Origin of the sequence: Alterluteimonas muca, from assembly GCF_021191595.1 — a bacterium.
Classification (GTDB): Bacteria; Pseudomonadota; Gammaproteobacteria; order Xanthomonadales; family Xanthomonadaceae; genus Luteimonas; species Luteimonas muca.
The window spans coordinates 108,551-132,831 of the sequence record NZ_JAIWPS010000010.1 but is presented as its reverse complement, the minus strand read 5'-3'; the positions used below and the strand labels follow the sequence as shown (position 1 = coordinate 132,831).

Here is a 24,281-nt window from a genome sequence, read left to right as displayed (position 1 = left end):
AGGCGGTGGCGATGGCTTCAATGGAACGGGTGGGTCGTGCCGGTCCAGGCGGCAGGCACGCTCACGCGGTGACCTGCCTTGCGCAGGCCGTGGCGACGGCCCCGACAGCACCGGGGTTTCATCTCCGTCCTTGCGCGGCCGTGGCGACGGCTTCCACCGGCCCGGTGCGTCGTTCCAGTTCCAGCGGCAAGGGCTTTGTCGCAGTGGTTCACCGTGCGCAAGCCGTGCCGACGGCTTCTGCAGGCCGGTTGCTTCCATATCTGCTCAGCGGGGCTTCACCCTGATCGAGATCCTGCTGGCCACCGTGCTGCTGGCGGCCGGGCTCGCGCTGGGGTTTGCCACGTTGCGCGCGGCCACCGCCACCGTCGAACGCGGCGAGACGCTGGCGCGCGACAGCGAGCGCATGCGTGCGGTCAGCACCTTCCTGCGCGGACGCCTGACCGCGGCGTTGCCGATGGCGTTCGGCCAGGACGAACAGACCGGCGCGCCGCTGCGCTTCGTCGGCGAGGCCGACCGCATGCGGTTCGTCTCGCAGCTTCCGGACTACCTCGGACGCGGCGGGCCGGCCCTGCACGATGTCGGTGTCGAACGCAGCCGCGACGGGCTGCGCCTGGTGGTCTCGTTCGCCAGCGTGGTCGGCGGCAGCACCTTCGAGGAACGTCCCGCACGCGCGCCGGAGCCACTGGCGGACGGACTGGAGGCGGTGCGCTTCGCCTATCGCGGCCTGGATGCCAACGGCGAACCGACCGCGTGGCTGGAGCGCTGGGGCGGTGCCGACGAGCTGCCGCTGCAGGTGCGGGTGGAGATCACCGGCAGGAACGGCGCAACGTGGCCGACGCTGCTGGTGGCGCTGCCACAGGGCAGTGGCCGCATGCAGGATCCCGCGGGCCTGGTGCCGTGACGCTAGTACCCGCGGGTCGACATGCACGTGGCGCGGCGCTGCTGCTGGTGCTGTGGCTGATCGCGCTGCTGGCCGCACTGATCGGGGCATTCGCGCTGACCGCGCGCACCGAACATCTGCAGGGCCGCGTGCTCCACCGCGGCGTGGTGGCCAGCGAAGCGGCGCGTGCCGGCCTGGAGTACGCCGTTGCGCGGGTCATCGACACTAGGCCGGAAGGGCGCTGGCTGCCCGACGGGCGCGACTACGCATGGCGTTTCCACGATGCCGCGCTGACCCTGCGCATCGTCGACGAGACCGGCAAGGTCGACCTCAATGTCGCCCAGCCACCGTTGCTTGCCGCGCTGCTGCAGGCGGCCGGTGCCGAGGCGGACATGGCGGCGCGGTTGGCGGGCGCCATCGCCGACTGGCGCGACACCGATGACCTCGGCCAGCCCTCCGGCGCCGCGGAGGATCCGCAGTACGCCGCGGCCGGCCTGCCCTACGGTGCCAAGGACGCACCGTTCGAGGACGTCGGCGAACTGCAGCAGGTGCTGGGCATGACCCCCGCGCTGTACGCCGCGGTCGCGCCGCACGTCACGGTCCATAGCGGGCTGCCATCGCCGGACCCGCGGTTCGCCGGCGCGCTGGTGCTGCAGGCCATGGGTCTCGACCCGCAGCCGGTGCTGGAGCAACGCACGCAACTGTCTGGAATCACCCCGCCGCCGGACCTGCTGGGCGCCGGAACCGGCACGTATAGTATCGACAGCCATGCCCGCCTCGCCGATGGTCGCGAGGCGGTGCTGCGGGCGGTGGTGCGGGTCGGCGGGGGGGCGCCGGGCACCGCCTATACGCCACTGTTCTGGAACGAAGGAGTGTCCATATCCGAGCCGCAGTCCAGTCCCTGATGCGCCCCGTCGCCGGTGCCGGTGCCGGCGTGGCCGTGCACGGGGACACGCCGTTGCCGGTGCGTGCCGACGCTGCGGTCGGCCATGACCGGAGTGCCAGCCGATGGCGGGCGTGATGTCGCCCGCGCCCGCGACCTCGCGCGCGGCGTTCGCTGGAAGGATCGGCCCCCGCCTGCTTGCGGCGTGGCGGTGGTGGACCGCGGCACTGCTGGCGTGGCTGCCATTGCGCCTGCGCGAGCGGCTCGGCCTGTTGCCGCAGCGCCTGCTGCTGCACCCGCAGGGTGCCGATCTCGCGATCGCGCTGGAACGTGCCGGTGAGGCGCGCGCGCTGGCCGTGCTGCCCTGGCAGGACGACAGCAATGCCGCCGCGGTGCTGGCACGCGTGCTCGCACCGCAGCTTGCGGACATGCCGCGCTGGCTGGTGCTGCCGGCCGGCAGCGGCCTGCGGCGCACGCTGCGCCTGCCGGCGGCTGCGGCGGAGCGGCTGCGCGACGTGGTCTCGTTCGAGATCGATCGCCAGACGCCGTTCTCAGCGCAGACCGCGGTGTTCGATGCCCGCGTGGTCGCGCTGCGCGACGACGGCCAGCTCGATGCCGAACTGGTGGTGGTGCCGCGGCGCACGCTCGACGACGCGCTCGCGGCGCTGGGTCCGGTTGCCGACACCCTCGCGGGCGTCGATCTCGATGACGGCAGCGGCCAGGCGCTGGGCATCGACCTGCTGCCAGCCGGGCGCAGGCTGCACCGCGTGGATCCGCGGCGGCGCTGGAACCTGCTGCTGGCGGCGATCGCGCTGTGCGCGCTGATGGCCGGGATGTGGCAGGTGCTGGACAACCGCCGCGCCGCGGCCGATGCATTCGAGGATGCGTCGCGCCCGGTGATCGCGCAGGCGCGTGCGGCCTCGGCGCAGCGCCAGCGCCTGACCGGGCTGATCGAAGGCATGCAGTACCTGGAGACGCAACGCGCGGCGCGCCCGACGATGGTCGAGATCCTCGACGAGCTCAGCCAACGGCTGCCCGACAGCACCTATCTGGAGAAGCTCGCGGTCGAGAACGACCGCCTGCTGCTGATCGGCCTGAGCAGCGAGGCCTCCGCGCTGGTCGGCCAGCTGGAAGGCTCGCCGCTGTGGCGGTCGCCGGCGCTGACCGGTGCGCTGCAACCCGATCCGCGCAGTCGCCGCGACCGCTTCACGCTGACTGCCTCGCTGGCAGTCAGTGACGTGGCGACGACCGCCGCGCCGCCGGCACGCGGAGCTCCCGATGCAGGCGGCTGAGGTGCGGCCGCGGGATCGCTGGCTGGCGCTGGGCCTGCTGGTGGCGGTGCTGGCGGTCGCCTACCTGGTGCTGGTGCATCCGTGGTGGACGCGGCCGATGCGCGAGGCCGGGGCGCGGATCGAATCGCTGCAGCAGCGCGAGCTGCGCGCACGCACGGTGCTGCAGCAGGCGCCGCAGGTCGAGGCGCGCGCGATCGAGCTCGCCGAACGCTACGCGCGCACGCCCGGGTTCCTGCCCGAGCGCAGCCCGGAACTGGCCACCGCGTTCCTGGTGCAGCGGCTGGAATCGGCGGTGGCCGAGGCCAGCCCGGGCAACCGCAGCTGCGCGATCGTCAACCGCTCGCCGATGCAGCTGCCGGGGCACGACGCCCGCTTCCCGCGGGTGGTGGTGCAGGTACGGATCCGCTGTGGCGCACCGGAGCTCGCCGCGCTGCTGCACGCGCTCGAAAGCGGTGCGCCGCGGCTGTTCGTGGACAACCTCAACGTGCTGTCGCAGCGGCATTTCCTTGCGGCGGAAGCGCCCGGCCAGGGCGTCGGCCTCGACGTGAGTTTCGACCTGTACGGCTTCCTGCAGCCGGCGGAGGCCCCCGATGCGCCTTGAGCAGGTGGGCACCTCGACCGGCGTGCTCGCGGCGCTTGCGCTTTGGGCGCTGCTGCTGTGGCTGCTGGCGCTCGGCGGCCTCGGTAGCCGCGTCGGCGCACTGGCCGATGACGCGGCGCTGCTGCAGCCGTTGCCGCAGGCCGGCGAGCCCGCGGCCGAGCGCCTCGGCCCGCTGCCGCAGTACGCGGCCATCGGCGAGCGGCCGCTGTTCGCCGATGACCGTCGCCATCGCCCGTTCGTGCTGGATGGCGGTACCGGGGAGACCGGCGCCCCGGATTTCGATGTCGTGCTGACCAGCGTGCTGATCACCCCATCGCTGCAGATGGCGATCGTGCAGCCACGCGAGGGCGGTGATGCGTTGCGCGTGCGCGTGGGCGATGCCCCGCGCGGGTTCGGCAACTGGGCGCTGCGCTCGGTGTCGCCGCGTGCGGCGGTGTTCGCCGGTCCGGATGGCGAGCGCGTGCTGGAACTGCGCGTCTACGACGGCCAGGGCGGGCAGCCGCCGACGCCTTCGACTGCCGTCACGCCACCGGGCGCGGCCGCGATGCCGGTGCAGCCTGTACCGCCGCCTGTGCGCACCCGCGCACAGGCCCGACAGCAGGCGCAGCAGGCCCGGGACGCGGCACAGCCCGCGCAGGCCGCGCAACCTACGCAGGCGGGCGCGGTGGAGGCCGGCGACAGCCCGCCGCGCGACGCCGACCCCACGCCTGCCAGCCAGGCCGAAGCCATCCGCCGCCGCATCGAGGCGCGCCGCGCGCGCCTGCAGGCCGAACGGGCCACCCAGCCCGCAGAACCCGTAGAGTCCCCGCAATGACGCGATCCCGATCCGCCCTGCTCAGTTACGGCCTGCTCCATTACCGCCTGCTCCATCACGGCATGTTCCGTCTCCGCCCCTTCGCGCTCGCACTGCTGGTGGGCCTGCTCGCCGGCTGCGCCTCGATCGCGGTGCCGGAGATCCGCCGCGATGCCCAGCCGATGGTGGCGCCGGGCGAGGTCGAGCGCGAAGCACTCGACGAGGCGGAAGCCGGCCCGCGCGCGCAGGTGCGCCGCGGCACCCAGCAGACCATCAACCGCGCCGCCGCCGCGCAGCCGCTGCCCAACCTCGGCGCCACCAGCGGCGAGGCCACCTTCAACTTCGAGGGCGAATCCGTGCACGCCGTGGTCAAGGCGGTGCTCGGCGACATGCTGGGCCAGAACTACGTGATCGCCCCGGAAGTGCAGGGCACGGTGACCCTGGCCACGCCGCGTCCGGTCGGCGCCTCGCAGGCGCTGAGCCTGCTGGAGATGGTGCTGGGCTGGAACAACGCGCGGATGATCTACAGCGACGGCCGCTACAACATCGTGCCGGCGGATACCGCGATGGCCACCGGCGCGGTCGCCCCGCGCACCGGCAGCGCGGCGGGCGCGCGCGGCTTCGAGGCGCGCACGGTGCAGCTGCAGTACATCTCCGCGACCGAGATGGAGAAGATCCTCGAGCCGTACGCACGGCCGAATTCGATCGTCAACGTCGACAACGGCCGCAACGTGATCACCGTGGCCGGTACCCGCGCCGAACTCGAGAACTACCTGCGCACGATCGAGATCTTCGATGTCGACTGGCTGGCCGGGATGTCGGTGGGCGTGTTCCCGCTGGAGTCCGGTCGCGCCACCCAGGTGGTCGGTGACCTCGAGAAGGTGTTCGGCGAGGACAGCGGCTCGCCGGTGGCCGGCATGTTCCGCTTCCTGCCGCTGGACGGGGCCAACGCGGTGATGGTGATCACCTCGCAGCCGGCCTACCTCGACGAGATCCAGCGCTGGCTGGAGCGCATCGACACCGCCGGCGGCGAATCGCGGCTGTTCTCCTACGAACTCAAGTACATCAAGGCGGCGGAGCTGGCCGAGCGGCTGGCGCAGGTGTTCGGGGCATCGTCGGGTGGTTCCGGCGATACCGGGGGTAGCGCGTCGCTGATGCCGGGCACCACGCAGACGCGCATCGGCAGCCAGGACGACAGCCGCCGCGACGACACGTCGATGAGCGGCGGCAACGACCGTTTCGGCGGTGGTGCCGGCACCGGCGGAGGCTTCCAGGGCGAGATGTCGCTCAACCCGGCCAGCCAGGGCAATACCAGCGTGATGCTGGAGGTCGAGGGGTCGCGGGTCGGTGTGTCCGCGGTGGACGAGACCAACACCCTGCTGGTACGTGCGACGGCCTCGGCGTGGAAGTCGATCCGCGAAGTGGTGGAGCGGCTCGACGTGATGCCGATGCAGGTGCATATCGAGGCGCAGGTGGCCGAGGTGCTGCTCACCGGCGACCTGCGCTACGGCGTGAACTGGTTCTTCGAGCGCGCGGTGACCGATGCGGGCCTGCCCAGCGCGGTGGGGCGCACGACCTGGAGTGGCCTGGCCGGCAATGTCAGTGGCACCGAACGAGGCGGAGTCGCCCCGGGGCTGGGCTGGACCTTCCTCGGCCGCAATGCGGCGGCGGTGCTGTCGGCGCTCGACCAGGTCACCGACGTGCGCCTGCTGCAGACGCCGTCGGTGTTCGTGCGCAACAACGCAGAGGCCACGCTCAATGTCGGCAGCCGCATCCCGGTGGCCTCGGTCAGCGTCAACCCGGTGTTCGGCGGCGGCGACAACGCGATCAGCCAGGTGCAGTACATCGATACCGGCATCATCCTCACCGTGCGCCCGCGGGTGACCCGCGACGGCACGGTGTTCCTCGACATCGTGCAGGAAGTGAGCACCCCCGGCGACGAGCCCGACCAGTACGGGAACGTGCGCATCAACACCCGGCGCATGAAGACCGAAGCGGCGGTGCAGGCCGGCGACACGGTGATGCTGGCCGGCCTCATCAGCGACCAGAACACCCGCGGCTCCACCGGCTTCCCGGGGCTGAGCCGGATCCCGGTGGTGGGCGGGCTGTTCGGCCAGCAGCGCATCGCCAGCGAGCGCAGCGAGGTGATCATCCTGCTGACGCCGACCATCGTGCGCGATCCCAACGAAGCGCGCCGCCTCACCGACGAGTACGGCCGCCGCTTCCGCGCGCTCGATCCGATGCGCCAGCAGCAGGCGGACGAGGCCGGCCGGGCCGCCGACCGGGTCGAGTGAGCATGTCGCGGGACGGGGCCCGCCGATGAGCACCTTACCGATCATCGTGCTGCCGCTGGGCAGCGACGACGACGCGCTCGACGCCTGCCTGGCCGCGCTCGATGCCGGCACGCCGGCGGGTACGCGCGTGTGGCTGGCCGACGACGCCTGCGCCGGCCCGCGCGGGCTGGCGATCGTCGAGCGCTGGCTGGCCGGCACCCGTCTGCAGGCCGACTACAGCCGCCGCCAGCGCAGCATCGGCGAGGTCGCGCACCTCGACGAGGTGCTGGCCGCCTGCGGCGATGCCGACATCGTCGTGCTCGCGCCCGATGCCATTCCCGCAGCCGGCTGGCTGACGCAGCTGGTGGCCTGCTTCGCCCGCGACGCCGCCATCGCCACCGCCACGCCCTGGTGCAACGCCGGCGAAACCGTGGCCTGGCCGCGGATCGGCGAGATCTGCGCGGTGCCGCGCGACCTCGTGCGCCTGGGTGACGCCTGTCTCACGCTGCCGCCGCTGCATCCGGAACTGCCCGCGGCGGTCGGCCACGCGGTGCTGCTGCGCGGCAGTGCACGGCGCCGGGCCGGTGGTCTCGATGCGTCGAGCTACGCCTCCTGGTATGCGGCGCTGATCGACCTGTCGCTGCGCCTCGCCGGGCTCGGCTGGCGCAATGTGCTGTGCGAGACGGCATTCGTCGCGCGCGGCGGCGAGGGCGGTGCCGCGGATGGCGACATGCCGGCGCTCGCCGCGCGCTGGCCCGACTGGCATGCGCGCCTGGCGGCGTTCCTGATGCGCGACCCGCTGGCAGGCTGCCGGCAGGCGCTGCAGGCCGCGTATGCCGCGCTGGAAGGCCCGCCGACCCAGCGCGAACTGTTCCAGCAGGAAGCGGCCGCCCCCGGCGGCCCGCCACCGTCCCTCCCCCCTGCCACGCCGCCGCCTTCCGCTCCACGGACCCATTCCGCATGACGCACGCCAGTGCCACCACCACCGACGGCATCGCCGCGGTGGTGGTCAGCTACAACAGCGCCTCGACCATCGATGACTGCCTGACGCGCCTGCGCGCGGCCGATGGCGTCACCGAGATCCGCATCGTCGACAACAACTCGCAGGATGCGACCGTCGCCCTCGTGCAGCGCCATGCCAGCGCCGATGCGCGCGTGCGTTTCATCGCCAACCCGGACAACCCGGGGTTCTCGGTGGCCTGCAACCAGGGCGCCGCGGCCAGCACCGCGCCGTGGCTGGCCTTCGTCAATCCGGACTGCCTGCCCGATGCCGATGCACTGGCGCGGCTGCGCGCGCATGCCGCCGCGCACGACGGCCCGGTGCTGCTGGGCGGCGACCTGGTCGACGAGGCCGGCGTGCGCGATGGCGCCGCGCGCAGGCGCGATCCCGACTTCGGCGCGATGCTGCGCTCGGCGGCGGCACGACAGCTGGACGTGCCGGTCGACGATGGCACCGCGTTGCAGGACGTCGATGCGATCTCCGGTGCGCTGATGCTGATGCCGCGCGCGCTGTTCCGCCGTATCGACGGCTTCGACAGCGGCTATCGCCTGCATGCCGAGGATCTCGACCTGTGCCGGCGCGCGCGCATGGCGGGGGCCGCGGTGCGGGTCGCCAATGACGTGCGGGTCGTGCATGTGCGCGGGGTGTCCAGCCGCTCGCGGCCGGTGTTCGTGGAATGGCACAAGCACCGCGGCCTGTGGCGCTATTTCCGGCGTTTCGAGGCGCCACGACGCAGCCTGCCGGAGCGCGGCGCGGTGTGGGCGGCGATCTGGCTGCGCTTCCCGCTGGCGGTGCTGCGGCAGCTGCGCCGGTAGGCGTCGCCGTCCGTTCGCGGGAAATGTCCTAGCCTGTCAGCCCGCACACGGGGGCCGCACATGCCCGTCATCCAGTCGCTGCTCGACACCGATCTCTACAAGTTCACGATGATGCAGGCGGTGCTGCACCAGTACCCGGCCGCGCAGGCCGAGTACCGCTTCCGCTGCCGGACCCCCGGCGTGGACCTCGCCCGCCACCTCGATGCGATCTCGGCCGGGATCGATGCGTTGTGCGCGCTGCGCCTGCAGCCCGACGAGCTCGACTACCTGCGCGGCCTGCGCTTCATCAAGCCGGACTTCGTCGACTTCCTCGCCCTGTTCCGCTTCGACCGCAAGTACGTCGACCTGGGGGCCTCGGCCACCGTGCCGGGCGAGATCGAACTGACGATCAGCGGGCCGTGGCTGCACACCATCCTGTTCGAGGTGCCGCTGCTGGCGATCATCAACGAGGTGTATTTCCGCGACAGCCACGGTGCACCGGACGTGGCCGAGGGCATGCGCCGGCTGCAGGCCAAGATCGGACGCATCAACGACGCGGTCGGCTACGAGGACTGCCGCATCACCGATTTCGGCACCCGCCGTCGGTATTCGCGTGCCTGGCACGAGGCGCTGGTCCCGCACCTGGTGGATGGCCTTGGCGCGAAGTTCGCCGGCACCAGCAATGTCGACCTTGCCCGTCGCCACGGGCTGGTGGCGCAGGGCACGATGGCGCACGAATGGCTGCAGGCCTTCCAGGCACTCGGGCCGCGGCTGCGCGATTCGCAGGCCGCGGCGTTCGATGCCTGGGCGCAGGAATACCGTGGCGACCTCGGCATCGCGCTGACCGACGTCATCGGCCTGGATGCCTTCCTGCGCGATTTCGACCTGTACTTCTGCAAGCTGTTCGACGGCATGCGCCACGACTCCGGCGATCCGGTGGACTGGGGCGAGCGCCTGATCGCGCATCTGGAAGCGCATCGCATCGACCCGCGCACCCGCACGCTGGTGTTCAGCGATGGCCTCGACATTGAACGCGTGATGCAGCTGTACGCGCATTTCCATGGCCGCTGCCGGATGTCGTTCGGGGTCGGCACCAACCTCACCAACGACCTCGGCCCGACGCCGCTGTCGATCGTGATCAAGATGGTCCGCTGCAACGGCCAGCCGGTGGCCAAGCTCAGCGATTCGCCGGGCAAGACCATGTGCGACGACCCCGCCTACCTGGCCTATCTGCGGCAGGTGTTCGACGTGCCCGCCCCGTGAACGCGGCCGCCGCATCCGACCCGACGCCGGTGCTCGTCATCACGATGGGCGTGAGCGGTTGCGGCAAGTCGACGCTGTCAGCAGGGCTCGCCGCGGAATTCGGGTTGCAGCTGCTCGAGGCCGATGACTTCCACCCGCCCACGAACGTGGCACACATGCGCGCCGGCGCACCGTTGAGCGATGCCATGCGCGAGCCGTGGATCGCCGCGCTGTGCGCGACCCTGCGCGGGCACCGGCAGCGCGATGAGAGCTGCGTACTGGCCTTTTCCGGCCTGCGCCGCGCCCATCGTCAGCGTTTCCGCGAGCTGGGCTACCCGACGCTGTTCCTGCACCTGGTCGGCGACCCCGGCGTCATCCGCGCCCGCCTGCAGGCCCGCCGCGGTCACTTCGCGCCACCCGGCCTGCTGCACAGCCAGCTGGAGGCGCTGGAACGCCCCATGGACGAGGCGGATGTCGTGCCCATCGACGTCACGTCCGGGTGCGGCCCGATGCATCCACAGGCCATCGCTGCCGTGCGGGCGTTCATCGCCGGCGTCCGGAGCGCGGGCGCCGCCCGGGACTGATCCTCAGCGTGCGGCGTCGAGGGTGTCGCGCAGCGTGCGTGCGGCGTCGGCCGCGGCGTCCGCGTAATCGTCGCCGGACGACGCGTACAGGATCGCGCGCGACGAACTCACCAGCAGGCCGGTGCCGTCGGCGCTTTTCGCATTGCGCACCACCGCTTCGGCATCGCCGCCCTGGGCGCCGACACCCGGCACCAGCAGGGGCATGTCGCCGACGATCGCGCGCACCTCGGCCAGCTGGGCAGGCCAGGTGGCACCCACCACCAGCGCGCAGTTGCCGTGCGCGTTCCAGTCACGGGCGATGGTTCCGGCCACGTGCTGGTACAGCGGGCGGCCACCCACGTCGAGATCCTGCAGGTCGCCGGCACCGGGGTTGGAGGTGCGGCACAGGATCACCACGCCACGCTCGGCGTGGTCCAGGAACGGCTGCACCGAGTCGCGGCCGAGGTACGGGTTCACGGTCACCGCATCGGCGTCGTAGCGCTGGAACGCTTCGACCGCGTAGCGCTGCGCGGTGCTGCCGATATCGCCGCGCTTGGCATCGAGGATCACCGGCACCCCGGGGTGCGCGGCATGCAGATGGGCGATCAGCCGTTCCAGCGCGTCCTCGGCGCCGAGCGCGGCGAAATGCGCGATCTGCGGCTTGAACGCGCAGGCGAATTCCGCGGTGGCATCGGCGATATCACGGCAGAACGCGAACACCGCATCGGGATCGCCGCTGAACTTCGCGGGGAACTTGGCGGGCTCGGGATCCAGCCCCACACAGACCAGCGAACCCGACGTGACCCAGCGTTGCCGGAGCTGCTGCATGAAACCCATTGGATGCCTCCTCTCGCAAACGATGTTTATGCCGCGGATTCATGCGGACAGCGGGCCGGGCCGGACATGCACGGTTGCCGTCACTCCCGCGAAGGCGGGAGTCCAGTGTCGTCCGTGGGTGGTCGCCGGAAGACACCGGATCATCGTAATCCGCAATCCGCGGACCTCCAGCGCAACTCCGACTTACGCACGCAACCGCAACCGCAACCGCAGTGGCCCGGGATGGCCGCCACGCGGCCGTCGAGCGCTCCGACAGAAGCAGTCGGGCTGAAGGCCTGGCCAACGCGCCCGCGCGAACGCGGGCGCGTCAGGCCGTCACTTCAGGGCCTTGAACCGCAGGCGCTTGGGGCCGGCGTCGTCGCCCATGCGGCGCTTCTTGTCTTCCTCGTACTCGCGGTAGTTGCCCTGGAAGAACTCCACGTGGCTGTTGCCTTCGAACGCGAGGATGTGGGTGGCGATGCGGTCCAGGAACCAGCGGTCATGGGAGATCACGAAGGTGTTGCCCGGGAACTCCAGCAGCGCGTCCTCGAGCGCACGCAGGGTCTCGATGTCGAGGTCGTTGGACGGTTCGTCGAGCAGCAGCACGTTGCCGCCCTGCAGCAGGGTCTTGGCCATGTGCAGGCGGCCGCGCTCACCACCCGACAGCGTGCCCACCAGCTTCTGCTGGTCCTGGCCCTTGAAGTTGAAGCGCCCGATATAGGCGCGCGACTGGATCTCGATACCGTTGATGTTGAGGATGTCGAGGCCGCCGGAGACTTCCTGGAACACGTTGTGGTTGCCCGTCAGCGCATCGCGGCTCTGGTCGACGTAGGCCAGCTTCACGGTCGGGCCGATGTCGATCGAGCCCGAATCCGGCTGTTCCTGCCCGGTGATCATCTTGAACAGCGTCGACTTGCCGGCGCCGTTCGGCCCGATGATGCCGACGATCGCACCCGGCGGCACCATGAAGCTCAGATCGTCGATCAGCAGGCGGTCGCCGAACTTCTTCGAGACGTTCCTGAACTCGATCACCTTGTTGCCCAGGCGCTCGCCCGGCGGGATGAAGATCTCGTTGGTCTCGTTGCGCTTCTGGTAATCGACCGACTGCAGTTCCTCGATGCGGGCGAGACGCGCCTTGCCCTTGGAGCGGCCGCCCTTGGCGTTCTGCCGCGCCCACTCGAGCTCCTTCTGGATCGCCTTCTGGCGCGCCTTTTCCTGGTTGTCTTCCTGCTTGAGGCGGTCTTCCTTCTGCGTCAGCCATTCGGTGTAGTTGCCCTTCCACGGAATCCCGCGGCCGCGGTCGAGTTCGAGGATCCACTCGGCGGCGTTGTCGAGGAAGTAGCGGTCATGGGTGACGGCGACCACGGTGCCGGTGTAGCGGGCGAGGAACTGTTCCAGCCACTCCACCGATTCGGCGTCGAGATGGTTGGTGGGCTCGTCGAGCAGCAGCATGTCGGGCTTCTGCAGCAGCAGGCGGCACAGCGCCACACGGCGCTTCTCGCCACCCGACAGCTTGCCGATCACCGCATCCCACGGCGGCAGGCGCAGCGCGTCGGCGGCGACTTCCAGCTGGTTCTCCAGCGTATGCGCGTCACCGGCGGCGAGGATCGCCTCGAGGCGCTCCTGCTCCTTGGCCAGCGCGTCGAAATCCGCGCCTTCCTCGGCGTAGGCGGCATACACCTCTTCCAGGCGCGCCTGCGCCTGCAGCACTTCACCCACGCCTTCCTCGACCGCCTGGCGCACGGTGTGCTCGGGGTTCAATTCCGGTTCCTGCGCGAGGTAGCCGACCTTGGTGCCGGGCTGCGGGCGTGCCTCGCCCTCGAAGTCCTGGTCGACGCCGGCCATGATCCGCAGCACCGTGGACTTGCCGGAACCGTTGAGGCCGAGCAGGCCGATCTTGGCGCCCGGGAAGAACGACAGCGAGATGTCCTTGATGATCTGCCGCTTGGGCGGAACCACCTTGGACACGCGGTTCATGGTGTAGATGTATTGCGAGGACATGCAGGCTCCGTACGCGGACGGCGACGCGAGCCGGGGGCTGCGCCGCGAAGGGAATTCGGGAACGGGGCATTATAGCGTCCGCCCGCGGGCCGGCTCCCGGTGGCGGGGTCGCCGGTTCAGCTGGAGCGGCGCGCCCGGCGGGTTTCCGGGGCACATGGCCGACCCTGGTCGCGGGGGCCGATACCGGCGCGCGGGGCTACAATCGACGGCACGCCCCCGCTGCCTGTGGAGTCACGATGTTCCCCCGCGATGCACGTATCGAAACCTACGATCCCGAGCTGGCCCGGGCGATTGCCGACGAGGCGCGCCGCCAGGAAGACCACGTCGAGCTGATCGCAAGCGAGAACTACGCAAGCCCGCGGGTGATGGAGGCCCAGGGCAGCCAGCTCACCAACAAGTACGCCGAGGGCTACCCGGGCAAGCGCTACTACGGCGGCTGCGAATACGTCGACGTCGCCGAACAGCTGGCGATCGACCGCGCCAGGGAACTGTTCGGCGCGGACTATGCGAACGTGCAGCCGCATTCCGGCTCGCAGGCCAACCAGGCCGTCTACCTGGCGCTGCTGCAACCGGGTGACACCATCCTCGGCATGAGCCTTGCCCACGGGGGCCATCTCACCCACGGCGCCAGGGTCAACGTGTCGGGCAAGCTGTTCAACGCCGTGCAGTACGGCGTCGACGAACAGGGCCTGATCGACTACGACGAGGTCGAGCGGCTCGCGGTCGAGCACCAGCCGAAGATGGTGATCGCCGGTTTCTCGGCGTATTCGCAGGTCATCGACTGGGCGCGTTTCCGCGCGATCGCCGACAGGGTCGGTGCGTATTTCTTCGTCGACATGGCCCACGTCGCCGGGCTGGTGGCGGCCGGCGTGTATCCGAATCCGGTGCCGCACGCGCACGTCTGCACGTCCACCACGCACAAGACGCTGCGCGGGCCGCGCGGCGGCATCATCGTCGCCAGCCGTGACGCGATGGGCGAGCGCGCCGACGAGATCGTCAAGAAGCTGCAGTCGATCGTGTTCCCGGGCATCCAGGGCGGCCCGCTGATGCACGTGATCGCCGCCAAGGCCGTCGCGTTCAAGGAAGCGCTGGAGCCGGAGTTCAAGGCCTACCAGCAGCAGGTGGTGAAGAACGCGCAGGCGATGGCGAAGGTGATCATCGAGCGTGGCTACCGCATCGTGTCCGGCGGCACCGAGAACCACCTGATGCTGGTCGACATGATCGGCAAGGGCGTGACCGGCAAGGCCGCCGAGGAAGCACTCGGCCGCGCCCACATCACCGTCAACAAGAACGCGGTGCCCAACGACCCGCAGAAGCCGTTCGTGACCTCGGGGCTGCGCATCGGCACGCCGGCGGTCACCACCCGCGGCTACACCGAGGCCGATTGCGCGGAACTGGCCGGCTGGCTGTGCGACGTGCTCGACGCCCCGGAAGACGAGGCGGTGATCGAGCGCGTGCGCGCGCTGGTGACGGAGCAGTGCCGGAAGTACCCGGTCTATGGCTGAGCACGGAGCCGATGTGCTGACCGACGCCGTGCCCCTGCGCGCGGCCGCCTGATGCATTGCCCGTTCTGCCAGCACACCGACACCCGCGTGATCGATTCGCGGGTGTCGGAGGACGGCGCGACGATCCGCCGCCGTCGCGAGTGCGAGGCCTGCGGCCAGCGCTGCTCCACGCTGGAGACGATCGAGCTCAAGCTGCCGGCGATCATCAAGTCCGATGGCCGGCGCGAGCAGTTCGACGCCAGGAAACTGCGCATCGGCTTCGACCGGGCACTGCAGAAGCGGCCGGTGTCGGAGGAACGCATCGAGGCCGCGGTGCGCGCGGTGGTGCACGCGGTGCGCATGAGCGGCGAGCGCGAGTTGCCGTCGATCCAGGTCGGCGGCTTCGTGATGGACGAGCTGCGCAAGCTCGACCATGTGGGCTATGTGCGTTTCGCGTCGGTGTACCGCTCGTTCCAGGATGTCGCCGATTTCCGCGAGGAACTCGACCGTCTCGAGCGCGAACAGCCGGCCGAGGCGCAGCTGCCGCTGCTGGCCGGCGACGTGGTCGCCTTCGACAAGGGCGGCAAGGGCAAGGGCCGCAAGCGGTGAGGCGTGGCGCGGCGGTCACGGATGGCGCGGTGGCGGGACTGGTGAAGGCGCTGGTCGCGTCACTGCCCGGCGCGTTGCTGCCCTGGTTGCTGGATCGCACGCTGGTGCCGGTGTTCATGCAGGCCGATGCCGGCGTGCCGGCACTGTCCGCGGCGTGGGCACGGCTGTATCCGCTGGCCTTCGCATGGCCGCTGCTGGTGGCCGGGATCTGGTGGCTGCTGCGCCGGCATCCGCTGCGCGACCGCCTGGCCGTGGGCATCGCCTGGGGCGGCTCGCTGCTGATCGATGCGGTGAGCATCGTCGCGGTGTTCCTGCTGGTGCTGGCGCTGCCGGCCTCGATCGCCTGAGGCGTCCGCGGCGCGTTTCGCCGCCCATCCTTTTCCCGGAGCGACGATGACCGCGAACACGTTCACAGCAATCGACCACGCGATGATGGCGCACGCGCTGCGCCTGGCCGAACGCGGTGCGTACACCACGAAGCCCAACCCGATGGTCGGCTGCGTGGTCGCGCACGCCGACCAGGTCGTCGGCGAAGGCTTCCATGCCCGCCGCGGCGGGCCGCATGCCGAGGTGGTCGCACTGGCCGCGGCCGGTGGCCGCGCCCGCGGCGCCACCGCCTACGTCACGCTCGAACCCTGCGCGCACACCGGCAGCACCCCGCCATGCGTGGACGCGTTGCTGGCCGCCGGGGTGTCGAAGGTCATCGCCGCGATGCGCGATCCGTTTCCGCAGGTCGACGGCCGCGGCTTCGAGCGCCTGCGCGCAGCCGGCGTGGACGTCGCGTCCGGGCTGATGGAGGCGCAGGCGCGCCAGCTCAACCGCGGCTTCCTGTCGCGGGTGGAGCGCGGCCGCCCGTGGGTGCGGGTGAAGCTCGCGATGAGCCTGGACGGCCGCACCGCCGCCGCCGACGGCGATTCGAAATGGATCAGCGGCGAGGCGTCGCGCCGCGACGTGCACCAGTGGCGTGCCCGCGCCGGGGCGATCCTGACCGCCAGCGGCACCGTGCTTGCCGACGACCCGGCGCTGACCGTGCGCTTCGATGACGACACGCCATTCGTGCCACCGCTGCGGGTGGTGCTCGATGCCGGGCTCGCCACCACCCACCGCGGCCGCATCCGCGAGGGCGATGCGCCCACGCTCTACCTGCATGCACCGGACGCGCGGCCGCCGCGCGATCTCGACATCGCCCGCGCCGCCGTGCCCACCCGCGATGGTCGCCTCGACCTGCTTGCGGTGATGGCAACACTCGCGGACCTGCAGATCAACGAGGTCCACGTCGAGGCCGGCGCCTCGCTGTCCGGCGGCCTGCTCAGGGCCGGGCTGGTGGACGAGATCGTGCTGTACGTCGCGCCGCTGCTGCTGGGCGAGGATGCGCGCCCGCTGTTCGACGGGCTCGACCTGCGCACCATGGCGCAGCGCATCGGGCTGGAAACGCTGGAGACCCGCCAGGTCGGCGCCGACCTGCGGCTGATCCTGCGGCCACGCGTGTCCGCCACGGCCTGAACGGCGCCGCCGGCGGGACGGTGCGTCTGCCGCCGCCCCGGGGGCGCGCCGGGGCCCGGTGCTAGAATCCCGGGCTGCCGGCCAGCCGGCATTCCCACCACCAGGCGTCTTCAGGGCGGGGTGCAACTCCCCACCGGCGGTAGGTGCCAGCAATGGCACGAGCCCGCGAGCGCTCCTTCGGCGTCAGCCGCGGGAGGTCAGCAGATCCGGTCCAATGCCGGAGCCGACGGTTACAGTCCGGATGGAAGAAGACGGGTTTCCGCGGCGCGCAGCCGCGCGTCCGTCGTGTCCGCAGACGTCTTTCGCCCAGCGGAAGACAGCAGCATGTTCACTGGAATCATCACCGGGGTCGGCCGGATTGCCGCACGCGAGCCGCGTGGCGGCGACCTGCGCCTGACCGTCGCCACCGGCAACCTGCCGTTCGAGACCCCGCAGCTGGGGGAAAGCATCGCCGTCAACGGCGTGTGCCTGACCGTGGTGGCTTTCGACGCGGCGAGCTTCCAGGCCGACGTCTCCACCGAGACCCTGGCGCTGACCACGCTCGGCCGCCTGGCCGACGAGGCCCCGGTCAACCTCGAACGCGCGCTGCGCGTCAGCGACCGTCTCGGCGGGCACCTGGTCAGCGGCCATGTCGACGGGCTCGGGCGGGTGGCGTCGATCACCGACGATGCGCGCGCGCAGCGCTGGCGCTTCGAGGCGCCGCCGGCGCTGCTGCGCTATATCGCGAAGAAGGGTTCGATCTGTGTCGACGGCGTCAGCCTCACCGTCAATGCGGTGGATGCACAAGGCTTCGAGGTGGCGCTGGTGCCGCACACCGTGGCCAATACCGCGTTCGCCGCCATCGGCGTGGGCGATGCGGTGAACCTCGAGGTCGATCTCGTCGCGCGCTATGTCGAGCGGCTGCTGGCCGACCGCGGCCCCACCGCGCTTCCTTCCGCTTCCTGACGGACCGCCATGTCATTCGCCCCCATTCCCGAACTGATCGAAGAAATCCGCGCTGGCCGCATGGTCGTCATCGTCGACGACGAGGACCGCGAGAACGAGGGCGACCTCGTGATGGCCGCGGAACTGGTCAGGGCCACCGACATCAATTTCATGGTCACCCACGGCCGTGGCCTGGTGTGCCTGTCGATCTCGCAGCCGCGCAGCCGCCAGCTGGGCCTGGAGCCGATGGTCCAGTCCAACACCGCGCAGTTCGCCACCAACTTCACGGTGAGCATCGAGGCGGCCGAGGGCGTGACCACCGGCATCTCGGCGGCGGATCGTGCGCACACCATCCGCACCGCGGTGCGCCCGGATGCCAAGCCGACCGACCTCAGCCGCCCGGGCCACATCTTCCCGCTGATCGCGCAGCCCGGCGGCGTGCTGACCCGCGCCGGCCATACCGAGGCCACCGCCGATCTCGCCGAACTCGCCGGGCTGGAGCCCGCCGGCGTGCTGGTGGAGATCCTCAATGCCGACGGCACCATGGCCCGGCGCCCCGAGCTGGAAGTGTTCGCACGCGAGCACGGCCTCAAGATCGGCTCGATCGCCGACCTCATCGCCTACCGGCTGGCCACCGAGCACACCGTTGAGCGCGTCGACGAGCGCGACGTCGAGACCGATGCCGGTCCGTTCCGGCTGGTGACCTACCGCGACCGCATCGCCCACGAGCTGCATTTCGCGCTGGTGCGCGGCACGCCCTCGGCGGAGCGGCCGGCGCTGGTGCGCGTGCACGTGGAGAATCCGCTGTCGGACCTGCTGCGCTGGCGCCGCGAGGACTTCGGCGTGTCCACCACCGATGCGCTGCGTGCGATCGCCGACGCCGGTGAGGGCGTGCTGGTGGTGCTGTCGTCGCCACGCGATTCCGATGCACTGCTGTCGCGCGTGCGCTCGCAGCCGGAGTCCACGACGGCGGGCAAGGGCAAGGATGTCGGCCAGTGGCGTCGCAACGGTGCCGGTGCACAGATCCTCGCCGACCTCGGCCTGCGCCGCCTGCGCGTGCTGGGCACGCCGCGGCGGCAGGTCGGGCTGTCCGGCTTCGGCCTGGAGGTGGTGGACACCATCGAGCCGGCCATGCTCGCCACCGGTCCCGCGACCCTCGCGGGTTAAACTGCCGCCTTCCCCGGAGTCCCCCGCATGAGTCATTACGAAGGCGACCTGCAACCGCCGCAGGGCGCGCGTTTCGCCATCATCGCCAGCCGCTGGAACCCGCGCATCACCGACGCGCTGGTGGCCGGCGCGCGCAAGGTCTTCGCCGACAACGGCGTGCCCGACGACGCTATCGACGTGGTCCGCGTGCCCGGCGCCTGGGAGATTCCCGTGGCCGCCGCGCGCGTGGCCTCGATGCGCAGCCACGTCGCGCTGCTGGCGCTGGGCTGCGTGATCCGCGGCGATACCCGCCACTTCGAGCATGTCGCCGACTACTGCGCGGAAGCCCTGATGCAGCTGCAGCTGGAGTTCGGCGTGCCGGTGACCAATGGCGTGCTGGCGGTCGACGATGCCGACGATGCCGAGCGCCGCGCCGGTGGCAGCCATGGCAACAAGGGCGAGGAGTGCGCGCTGGTGGCGATCGAGATGAGTGACCTGATGGAGAAGCTGCCATGACCCGCCCCCAGCGTTCCGGTATCGACCCGGTGCTGCGCACGCGCGCGCGCCGGCGTGCATTGCAGGCGGTGTACGCCTGGCAGGTGAGCGGTGGCGAGGCGACCGCGGTGATCGCGCAGTTCGCCCACGAACAGGCCAATGAAGTGGCCGACCTCGAGTATTTCGAGGACCTGGTGCGCGGCGTGATCACCCACCGCCGCGCGCTCGACGAAGCCCTGCAGCCGTTCCTCGACCGCCGCATCGAGGAGGTCGACCAGATCGAGCGCGCGATGCTGCGCATTGCCGGCTACGAGTTGCAGCACCGCATCGACGTGCCCTACCGGGTGGTCATCGACGAGGCGCTGAAGACCGTCAAGCGCTTCGGCTCCGAACACGGCCATATCTACGTCAACGGCGTGCTCGACCGCGCCGCCGCCACATGGCGCGCGACCGAGGTGCAGGCCCCGCGCGGCTGACGTGCCCGGCCATGCGATGAGCGCCCGCCTCCGCGTCATTCCCACGGCGATCGCGCCGGCATGAGCGGCGAGTTCGACCTCATCGCGCGCATCCGCGCACGTGCCGGCAGCCGCGACGACGTGGTGCTCGGCATCGGTGACGATGCCGCGGTGCTGCAGCCGCCACCCGGCCGCCAGCTGGTGGTGTGCACCGACACGCTCAATGCGGGCGTGCATTTCCCAGACGACACCGCTCCAGCCGATATCGGCTGGAAGGCGCTGGCGGTGAACCTGTCCGACCTCGCGGCGATGGGCGCGGTGCCGTCCTGGTGCACGCTTTCGCTCTCGCTGCCCGACGCCGACCGCGCGCGTGCCGACGCCCTGCTGGGTGGTCTGCTGGAACTGGCGGCGCTGCACGGGGTCGCGCTGGTGGGTGGCGATACCACCCGCGGGCCGCTGTCGCTGTGCGTGACCGCGATCGGCCATGTCGCGCCCGGGCATGCGCTGCGGCGCGATGGCGCACGCGCAGGCGACGAGCTCTGGGTGAGCGGCACGCTCGGTGACGCGGCGGCGGCCCTGCGCGGCTGGTCGCGCGGCGAGACGGTGCCGGCGGCGTTGCGCGCGCGGCTGGACCGGCCATCGCCACGCGTCGCGCTCGGGCTCGCGCTGGCGGGGCTGGCGACGTCGGCGATCGATGTCTCCGACGGCCTGTTGGCGGACCTCGGTCATGTGCTCACCGCCAGCCGCATCGGCGCGGAAGTCGATGTCGACGCGCTGCCGGCATCGCCCGCGTTGCATGCGGCCTGCGCCGACGCGGCGCTGCGTCGCAGCCTGCAGGCCGGTGGCGGCGATGATTACGAACTCTGCTTCACCGCACCGCCCGCACTGCATGACGCCGTGCGCGCGGCGGCGGAAGGCGCCGGGATCACGGTAACCCCGATCGGCCGGATGCGTGCCGACGGCGGCCTGCAATGCCGGACCGCGGACGGCACCCCGTGGACCGGCACGCGCGCAGGCTACGAGCATTTCATGGGGTAGCGGCATGCTCGCGCGTGGCGTCGGCGACCTGATGCCGCGCGTCGCCAGCAAGCCAGTGCGGTGGGAACTCGAAGCCGGCCGTGCCTCGGCAGCGCACCGGACCGCCGTCCACGGCCGGCCCGGATATGCGCTCAGGTCCTGCCGACCGCGCCTGCCATCCGTGTCAGCGCTTCCTCCAGCAACGGTCGCGGCATCGCGAAGTTGATCCGCACGAACCCCTCGCCGCCGCGGCCGCAGTCCGCTCCGTCGGTGAGCGCCACGCCGGCCGCCCGGAACCGCGGCGCATGCGGCCCCGGGCCCAGCGTGCGGCAGTCCAGCCATGCCAGATAGGTGCCTTCGGGTTTGCGACAACCGATGCCGGGCATCTCATCGCGCACGCGCTGCATCAGCAGTGCGCGATTGCCGGCGAGGTAGGCGAGCACTTCCGCCAGCCAGTCGCCAGCCTCGCGGTAGGCGACGGTATTGCCGATGACGCCTAGGGTGGCGGTGGCATGTCCGGCCAGCGGCTCCATCGCACGCCAGCGCCGCTGGTCGTCGTCGTTGGTCAGGATCAGCTGCGCGCACTTCAGGCCGGGCAGGTTCCAGCCCTTGGAGGCGGACGTGGCGGTGATCGCCTGCGCCGCAGCGTCGGCGTTCACTGCGGCGTAGGGCAGATGCCGGTGCGGTGCGAACACCAGCGGCGCGTGGATCTCGTCGCTGAACACGCGTGCATCGTGGCGGGCAACGATGGCGGACAGCCGCGCGAGTTCCTCGCGCGTGTACACGCGGCCGATCGGGTTGTGCGGGTTGCACAGCAGCAGCAGCTTCGCCCCATGCGCGAAGGCCGCATCCAGGGCGTCCTCGTCGAAGCGCCAGTGGCCGTCGACATCCAGCATCGGCACTTCGATCACCGGGTGCCCGAGCAAATGCAGCAGCGGCAGGAACGGCATGTAGCTGGGCGTCGGCAGCACCACCGGCGCACCCGGCGGCAACAGATGCCGCAGCGCCAGCTCCAGCCCGGTCAGCACGTCGGGCAGCGGGTGGATGCGTGCGGGCTCGACGTTCCAGCCATAGGCGCTCGCGTGCCACCCGGCACAGGCTTCGGCGAGCGCGTTGGTCAGCGGGGTCGACAGGTAGCCGGTGCGGCCATCCGCGATCGCGGCGTGCAGGGCATCGGCGATCGCTGGCGCGATCCCGAAATCCATCTCGGCAACGAACGCACCGATGCAGTCGGGGAACGCGTTCCACTTGAGTCCGCCAGCCGCGCGCAGCTGATCGTGGGTGAGGGCGTCGATCCGGGTGGCGAAGTCCACGGTGGTCCTCGGTGCTGCTGGCATTGCAGTCTAGGACGAACCGCCTGGCGGACTCCGGCGGACTCCGTTCCTGATGGCGCGGAGGGTGCTCGCACCCGGGCCGTCCGAACGCTCATGGATAACTCGTCGGCCGGGGGCCCATCGGTGGGCCAATTCGCAGGACTGCGCAGAGTATCGTTCCGGCGTTTCGTCGGGCTCGTCCAGAGATGCGGCACTGAAGCAGATCGGGAGTGTTCGTGCGGCCCTGTGTCGCTTCGTTGTGCCGCGCGCCGCCCGGCGCGCCCCCCGGGGGGGGGGGTGCTCCCCCGGCCGGAGTCCGCGTCCAGCTACCACGGCCGGCCGCCGGCCATCCATGGCCGGCTGGGAGCACACCCCCCGGCGCACGCGACGGGCTCAGGCAATCGCGGGCTTCGGCACGAAGAGCAGGAAGCAGGAGCGGTCCCGCTGCAATCGTCTGCAACGACGACGCGCTCGTTCCTGCTTTTGATTTGGATCTTTCGCGCCGATGCGACGACCGGTCGGTGCCCGCCGCGGACGCAGGGGGATGTCCAGAGCCGGCCATGGATGGCCGGCGGCCGGATGTGGTAGCAGGACGCGGAGATATCCGGCTGGGCATCCCCCTGTGGCCGTGGCGGGCTACCCGGACATCCATTGCCCGGAGACCCGGCTCAGGGTCCGCGAGCACAGCCTGGTGACTTGCGTGGCGCGGGTTGTCCCAGGGCACTGGCCTCGCGAAGACGCCATGTACGGCGCGCAGGCTGCACACCGAATCCGCGTCAATGCGTTGCCTGGGCATTCCAGACGCATCCGCCGCGTCTACGCCTTGCGCGGAAACCGGTAGATGACGCTGCCGACGAGGATCGCCACGCCCACTGCCAGCAGGTTGGTGGTGCTGGCGCCCAGCAGCAGGGTGATGCCCAGCAGCAGTGCCGCCACCGGGATCAGCGCGCCGCCGGGCAGGCGCAGCGTGCCGGGAGGATCGCCATGCCGGCGCCGCAGCACCAGCACGCTGGCGGCGGTGGAGATGTAGGCCAGCAACCGCGTGACCATCGACAGCAGTGCCAGCTGCACGAACGAACCCGACAGCGCCAGTGCCAGCGCGAGCACGCACTGCACCACGATCGCGGCCATCGGCGTGCGGAACCGCGGGTGTACGCGCGACAGCGCCGCCGGGCCGTAGCCGTCCGCGGCCAGCGCATGCAGGAAGCGCGGGCCGAGCAGCATGGTGTTGTTGTTGGTGCCGAGGATCGACAGCGCCGCGCCGATAGTAAGCAGCAGGGCCAGTCCCTCGCCGCCGAACACGGCCGCGGCATCCGCCAGCGGCGTGGTCGACGCGGCGATGCCCGGCAGCGTGCCCTGCGCCACCAGCTGCACCGCGGCATACAGCAGCGTCACCAGCGCGATCATCGTCACCAGCGCGAACGGCACGTTGCGTTGCGGGTTGCGGTACTCGCCGGCGGCGGCGGGCAGGTTCTCGAAGCCGGCGTACGCGAACAGGAGGAGCAGCGCGGCTTCGGCCGCACCGTCGCCGGACAGTGACGTCGGCGGCCCACCCGCGGCCAGGCCCCAGTCGACATGGAACAGGCCGATGAACACGAACAGCAGCAGCGGCAGCAGTTTGCCCACCACCAGCACCATCGCCGCGCGCGCCGCCCAGCGCACACCGGCGATGTTGATCGCTGTCAGCAGCAGCAGGGATCCGCCGATCACCGCCACGCGACCGCTGCCATCGCCCGCCGCAGGCCAGAACCGCGCGACCGCATCGGCCAGGCCATTCGACAGCGACGCGGCAACGCTGATGCGGGTCAGCCAGATCGTCCAGCCGACCTGGAAGCCCACGAACGGCCCGAACGCCTCGCGGGCATAGAGATAGCTGCCTCCAGGCTGTTCGAAGTAGCTCGCCGCCTTGGCGTAGCACAGCACCAGCAGCGCGACGGTCAGCCCGGCCAGCAGCACCGCCCACACGCTGAAGGGCCCGAGCAGGCCGAACGCGATGGCCGGCAGCAGATAGATGCCACTGCCGACGACGTCGTTGATCGACAGGCCGACGATCTGCCAGCGCCCGACCGCGCGCAGCAGGCCGGCCTGCACCGGCACCCGGGTGGTGGATGGATCGGATGTGTCCAGCGACGCGTCCCCCGCAGCGTGAGCATCCGATGGTAACCGCGTCGCTGGCGCGGGCAGGCCTCACGCGGAG

Annotated in this window: 23 protein-coding genes and 1 riboswitch; of the genes, 19 read left to right on the top strand and 4 right to left on the bottom strand. The window is 71.1% G+C overall.

The genetic code is table 11. From position 1 onward, the window contains the following. The first annotated feature begins 256 nt into the window (after positions 1-256). From LDO11_RS12330 to LDO11_RS12285, 10 genes are all read left to right on the top strand, one after another. The gene (locus LDO11_RS12330; RefSeq protein WP_232141825.1) at positions 257-901 is read left to right on the top strand and encodes a type II secretion system protein GspJ; all 645 of its coding nucleotides are present in this window, start codon (positions 257-259) and stop codon (positions 899-901) included. Beyond that, positions 898-1,785: a type II secretion system minor pseudopilin gene (locus tag LDO11_RS12325; protein WP_232141806.1), complete on the top strand. Its 888-nt coding sequence runs from the start codon at positions 898-900 to the stop codon at positions 1,783-1,785. Before LDO11_RS12330 ends, LDO11_RS12325 begins: the two co-directional genes overlap by 4 nt. Before the next feature lie 115 nt (positions 1,786-1,900). After that, entirely contained in the window at positions 1,901-3,055 is a 1,155-nt protein-coding gene (locus LDO11_RS12320; RefSeq protein WP_232141805.1) for a PilN domain-containing protein, read from the top strand. Further along, positions 3,042-3,656 (top strand): type II secretion system protein GspM, encoded by a 615-nt coding sequence (gene gspM / locus LDO11_RS12315; RefSeq protein ID WP_232141804.1) that lies wholly within the window; start codon positions 3,042-3,044, stop codon positions 3,654-3,656. Before LDO11_RS12320 ends, gspM begins: the two co-directional genes overlap by 14 nt. Then, the gene (locus LDO11_RS12310; RefSeq protein ID WP_232141803.1) at positions 3,646-4,470 is read left to right on the top strand and encodes a type II secretion system protein, XpsN-like; all 825 of its coding nucleotides are present in this window, start codon (positions 3,646-3,648) and stop codon (positions 4,468-4,470) included. The genes gspM and LDO11_RS12310 overlap by 11 nt, the downstream gene beginning before the upstream one ends. A 62-nt stretch (positions 4,471-4,532) precedes the next feature. Next, positions 4,533-6,743, top strand: coding sequence for a type II secretion system secretin GspD (gene gspD, locus LDO11_RS12305; RefSeq protein WP_232141824.1), 2,211 nt, complete (start codon positions 4,533-4,535; stop codon positions 6,741-6,743). Between the two features lie 25 nt (positions 6,744-6,768). After that, a complete protein-coding gene (locus LDO11_RS12300) occupies positions 6,769-7,686 on the top strand; it encodes a glycosyltransferase family 2 protein (protein WP_435574640.1) in 918 nt (305 codons plus the stop codon). Next, the gene (locus LDO11_RS12295) at positions 7,683-8,537 is read left to right on the top strand and encodes a glycosyltransferase family 2 protein (RefSeq protein WP_232141802.1); all 855 of its coding nucleotides are present in this window, start codon (positions 7,683-7,685) and stop codon (positions 8,535-8,537) included. Before LDO11_RS12300 ends, LDO11_RS12295 begins: the two co-directional genes overlap by 4 nt. A 60-nt stretch (positions 8,538-8,597) precedes the next feature. Then, a complete protein-coding gene (gene pncB / locus LDO11_RS12290) occupies positions 8,598-9,779 on the top strand; it encodes a nicotinate phosphoribosyltransferase (RefSeq protein ID WP_232141801.1) in 1,182 nt (393 codons plus the stop codon). Then, on the top strand, positions 9,776-10,342 hold the full coding sequence (locus LDO11_RS12285) for a gluconokinase (RefSeq protein ID WP_232141800.1): 567 nt from the start codon (positions 9,776-9,778) through the stop codon (positions 10,340-10,342). The genes pncB and LDO11_RS12285 overlap by 4 nt, the downstream gene beginning before the upstream one ends. Before the next feature lie 3 nt (positions 10,343-10,345). On the opposite strand, the gene pyrF is transcribed toward LDO11_RS12285, so the two are convergent. Further along, positions 10,346-11,158 (bottom strand): orotidine-5'-phosphate decarboxylase, encoded by an 813-nt coding sequence (gene pyrF, locus LDO11_RS12280; RefSeq protein ID WP_232141799.1) that lies wholly within the window; start codon positions 11,156-11,158, stop codon positions 10,346-10,348. Positions 11,159-11,473: 315 nt separating this feature from the next. Beyond that, on the bottom strand, positions 11,474-13,138 hold the full coding sequence (ettA, locus tag LDO11_RS12275; RefSeq protein ID WP_129136737.1) for an energy-dependent translational throttle protein EttA: 1,665 nt from the start codon (positions 13,136-13,138) through the stop codon (positions 11,474-11,476). Between the two features lie 236 nt (positions 13,139-13,374). Between ettA and glyA the strand changes: the two genes are divergently transcribed. The 9 genes from glyA (at position 13,375) to thiL (ending at position 20,792) form a co-directional block, all read left to right on the top strand. Beyond that, complete coding sequence (gene glyA, locus LDO11_RS12270) at positions 13,375-14,643, top strand: serine hydroxymethyltransferase (RefSeq protein ID WP_232141798.1); 1,269 nt, start codon at positions 13,375-13,377, stop codon at positions 14,641-14,643. A 51-nt stretch (positions 14,644-14,694) separates the two neighbouring features. Next, a complete protein-coding gene (nrdR, locus tag LDO11_RS12265) occupies positions 14,695-15,231 on the top strand; it encodes a transcriptional regulator NrdR (protein WP_100321799.1) in 537 nt (178 codons plus the stop codon). A gap of 29 nt (positions 15,232-15,260) precedes the next feature. Further along, on the top strand, positions 15,261-15,578 hold the full coding sequence (locus tag LDO11_RS12260) for a hypothetical protein (protein WP_232141797.1): 318 nt from the start codon (positions 15,261-15,263) through the stop codon (positions 15,576-15,578). 46 nt (positions 15,579-15,624) lie between these two features. After that, on the top strand, positions 15,625-16,734 hold the full coding sequence (gene ribD, locus LDO11_RS12255) for a bifunctional diaminohydroxyphosphoribosylaminopyrimidine deaminase/5-amino-6-(5-phosphoribosylamino)uracil reductase RibD (RefSeq protein WP_232141796.1): 1,110 nt from the start codon (positions 15,625-15,627) through the stop codon (positions 16,732-16,734). Between the two features lie 102 nt (positions 16,735-16,836). Continuing rightward, positions 16,837-16,991, top strand: a riboswitch (FMN riboswitch). A gap of 67 nt (positions 16,992-17,058) precedes the next feature. Further along, complete coding sequence (locus tag LDO11_RS12250) at positions 17,059-17,679, top strand: riboflavin synthase (RefSeq protein WP_232141795.1); 621 nt, start codon at positions 17,059-17,061, stop codon at positions 17,677-17,679. Between the two features lie 9 nt (positions 17,680-17,688). Beyond that, positions 17,689-18,825 (top strand): 3,4-dihydroxy-2-butanone-4-phosphate synthase, encoded by a 1,137-nt coding sequence (ribB, locus tag LDO11_RS12245; protein WP_232141794.1) that lies wholly within the window; start codon positions 17,689-17,691, stop codon positions 18,823-18,825. 27 nt (positions 18,826-18,852) lie between these two features. Beyond that, entirely contained in the window at positions 18,853-19,320 is a 468-nt protein-coding gene (gene ribH / locus LDO11_RS12240; RefSeq protein ID WP_232141793.1) for a 6,7-dimethyl-8-ribityllumazine synthase, read from the top strand. Next, positions 19,317-19,775: a transcription antitermination factor NusB gene (nusB, locus tag LDO11_RS12235; protein ID WP_232141792.1), complete on the top strand. Its 459-nt coding sequence runs from the start codon at positions 19,317-19,319 to the stop codon at positions 19,773-19,775. The genes ribH and nusB overlap by 4 nt, the downstream gene beginning before the upstream one ends. A 60-nt stretch (positions 19,776-19,835) precedes the next feature. Continuing rightward, positions 19,836-20,792 carry a thiamine-phosphate kinase gene (gene thiL, locus LDO11_RS12230; RefSeq protein WP_232141791.1) on the top strand — a complete coding sequence of 319 codons (957 nt, stop codon included), beginning with the start codon at positions 19,836-19,838 and terminating at the stop codon, positions 20,790-20,792. A gap of 131 nt (positions 20,793-20,923) precedes the next feature. On the opposite strand, the gene LDO11_RS12225 is transcribed toward thiL, so the two are convergent. Both LDO11_RS12225 and LDO11_RS12220 read right to left on the bottom strand, forming a co-directional pair. Next, positions 20,924-22,108, bottom strand: a complete 1,185-nt coding sequence (locus LDO11_RS12225) for a MalY/PatB family protein (protein ID WP_232141790.1) — start codon at positions 22,106-22,108, stop codon at positions 20,924-20,926. Between the two features lie 792 nt (positions 22,109-22,900). Then, entirely contained in the window at positions 22,901-24,181 is a 1,281-nt protein-coding gene (locus tag LDO11_RS12220) for an APC family permease (protein ID WP_232141789.1), read from the bottom strand. Positions 24,182-24,281 lie beyond the last annotated feature (100 nt).

What these genes read in the sequence shown, in the direction of transcription:
- ribB (WP_232141794.1), top strand. Translation starts at nt 17,689, where the DNA reads ATGTCATTCGCCCCCATTCCCGAACTGATCGAAGAAATCCGCGCTGGC.
- ettA (WP_129136737.1), bottom strand. Translation starts at nt 13,138, where the DNA reads ATGTCCTCGCAATACATCTACACCATGAACCGCGTGTCCAAGGTGGTT.
- LDO11_RS12225 (WP_232141790.1), bottom strand. Translation starts at nt 22,108, where the DNA reads ATGCCAGCAGCACCGAGGACCACCGTGGACTTCGCCACCCGGATCGAC.
- gspM (WP_232141804.1), top strand. Translation starts at nt 3,042, where the DNA reads ATGCAGGCGGCTGAGGTGCGGCCGCGGGATCGCTGGCTGGCGCTGGGC.
- nrdR (WP_100321799.1), top strand. Translation starts at nt 14,695, where the DNA reads ATGCATTGCCCGTTCTGCCAGCACACCGACACCCGCGTGATCGATTCG.
- nusB (WP_232141792.1), top strand. Translation starts at nt 19,317, where the DNA reads ATGACCCGCCCCCAGCGTTCCGGTATCGACCCGGTGCTGCGCACGCGC.
- LDO11_RS12295 (WP_232141802.1), top strand. Translation starts at nt 7,683, where the DNA reads ATGACGCACGCCAGTGCCACCACCACCGACGGCATCGCCGCGGTGGTG.
- ribH (WP_232141793.1), top strand. Translation starts at nt 18,853, where the DNA reads ATGAGTCATTACGAAGGCGACCTGCAACCGCCGCAGGGCGCGCGTTTC.
- glyA (WP_232141798.1), top strand. Translation starts at nt 13,375, where the DNA reads ATGTTCCCCCGCGATGCACGTATCGAAACCTACGATCCCGAGCTGGCC.
- pyrF (WP_232141799.1), bottom strand. Translation starts at nt 11,158, where the DNA reads ATGGGTTTCATGCAGCAGCTCCGGCAACGCTGGGTCACGTCGGGTTCG.
- LDO11_RS12320 (WP_232141805.1), top strand. Translation starts at nt 1,901, where the DNA reads ATGTCGCCCGCGCCCGCGACCTCGCGCGCGGCGTTCGCTGGAAGGATC.
- pncB (WP_232141801.1), top strand. Translation starts at nt 8,598, where the DNA reads ATGCCCGTCATCCAGTCGCTGCTCGACACCGATCTCTACAAGTTCACG.
- ribD (WP_232141796.1), top strand. Translation starts at nt 15,625, where the DNA reads ATGACCGCGAACACGTTCACAGCAATCGACCACGCGATGATGGCGCAC.
- LDO11_RS12310 (WP_232141803.1), top strand. Translation starts at nt 3,646, where the DNA reads ATGCGCCTTGAGCAGGTGGGCACCTCGACCGGCGTGCTCGCGGCGCTT.
- LDO11_RS12300 (WP_435574640.1), top strand. Translation starts at nt 6,769, where the DNA reads ATGAGCACCTTACCGATCATCGTGCTGCCGCTGGGCAGCGACGACGAC.
- gspD (WP_232141824.1), top strand. Translation starts at nt 4,533, where the DNA reads ATGTTCCGTCTCCGCCCCTTCGCGCTCGCACTGCTGGTGGGCCTGCTC.
- LDO11_RS12250 (WP_232141795.1), top strand. Translation starts at nt 17,059, where the DNA reads ATGTTCACTGGAATCATCACCGGGGTCGGCCGGATTGCCGCACGCGAG.
- thiL (WP_232141791.1), top strand. Translation starts at nt 19,836, where the DNA reads ATGAGCGGCGAGTTCGACCTCATCGCGCGCATCCGCGCACGTGCCGGC.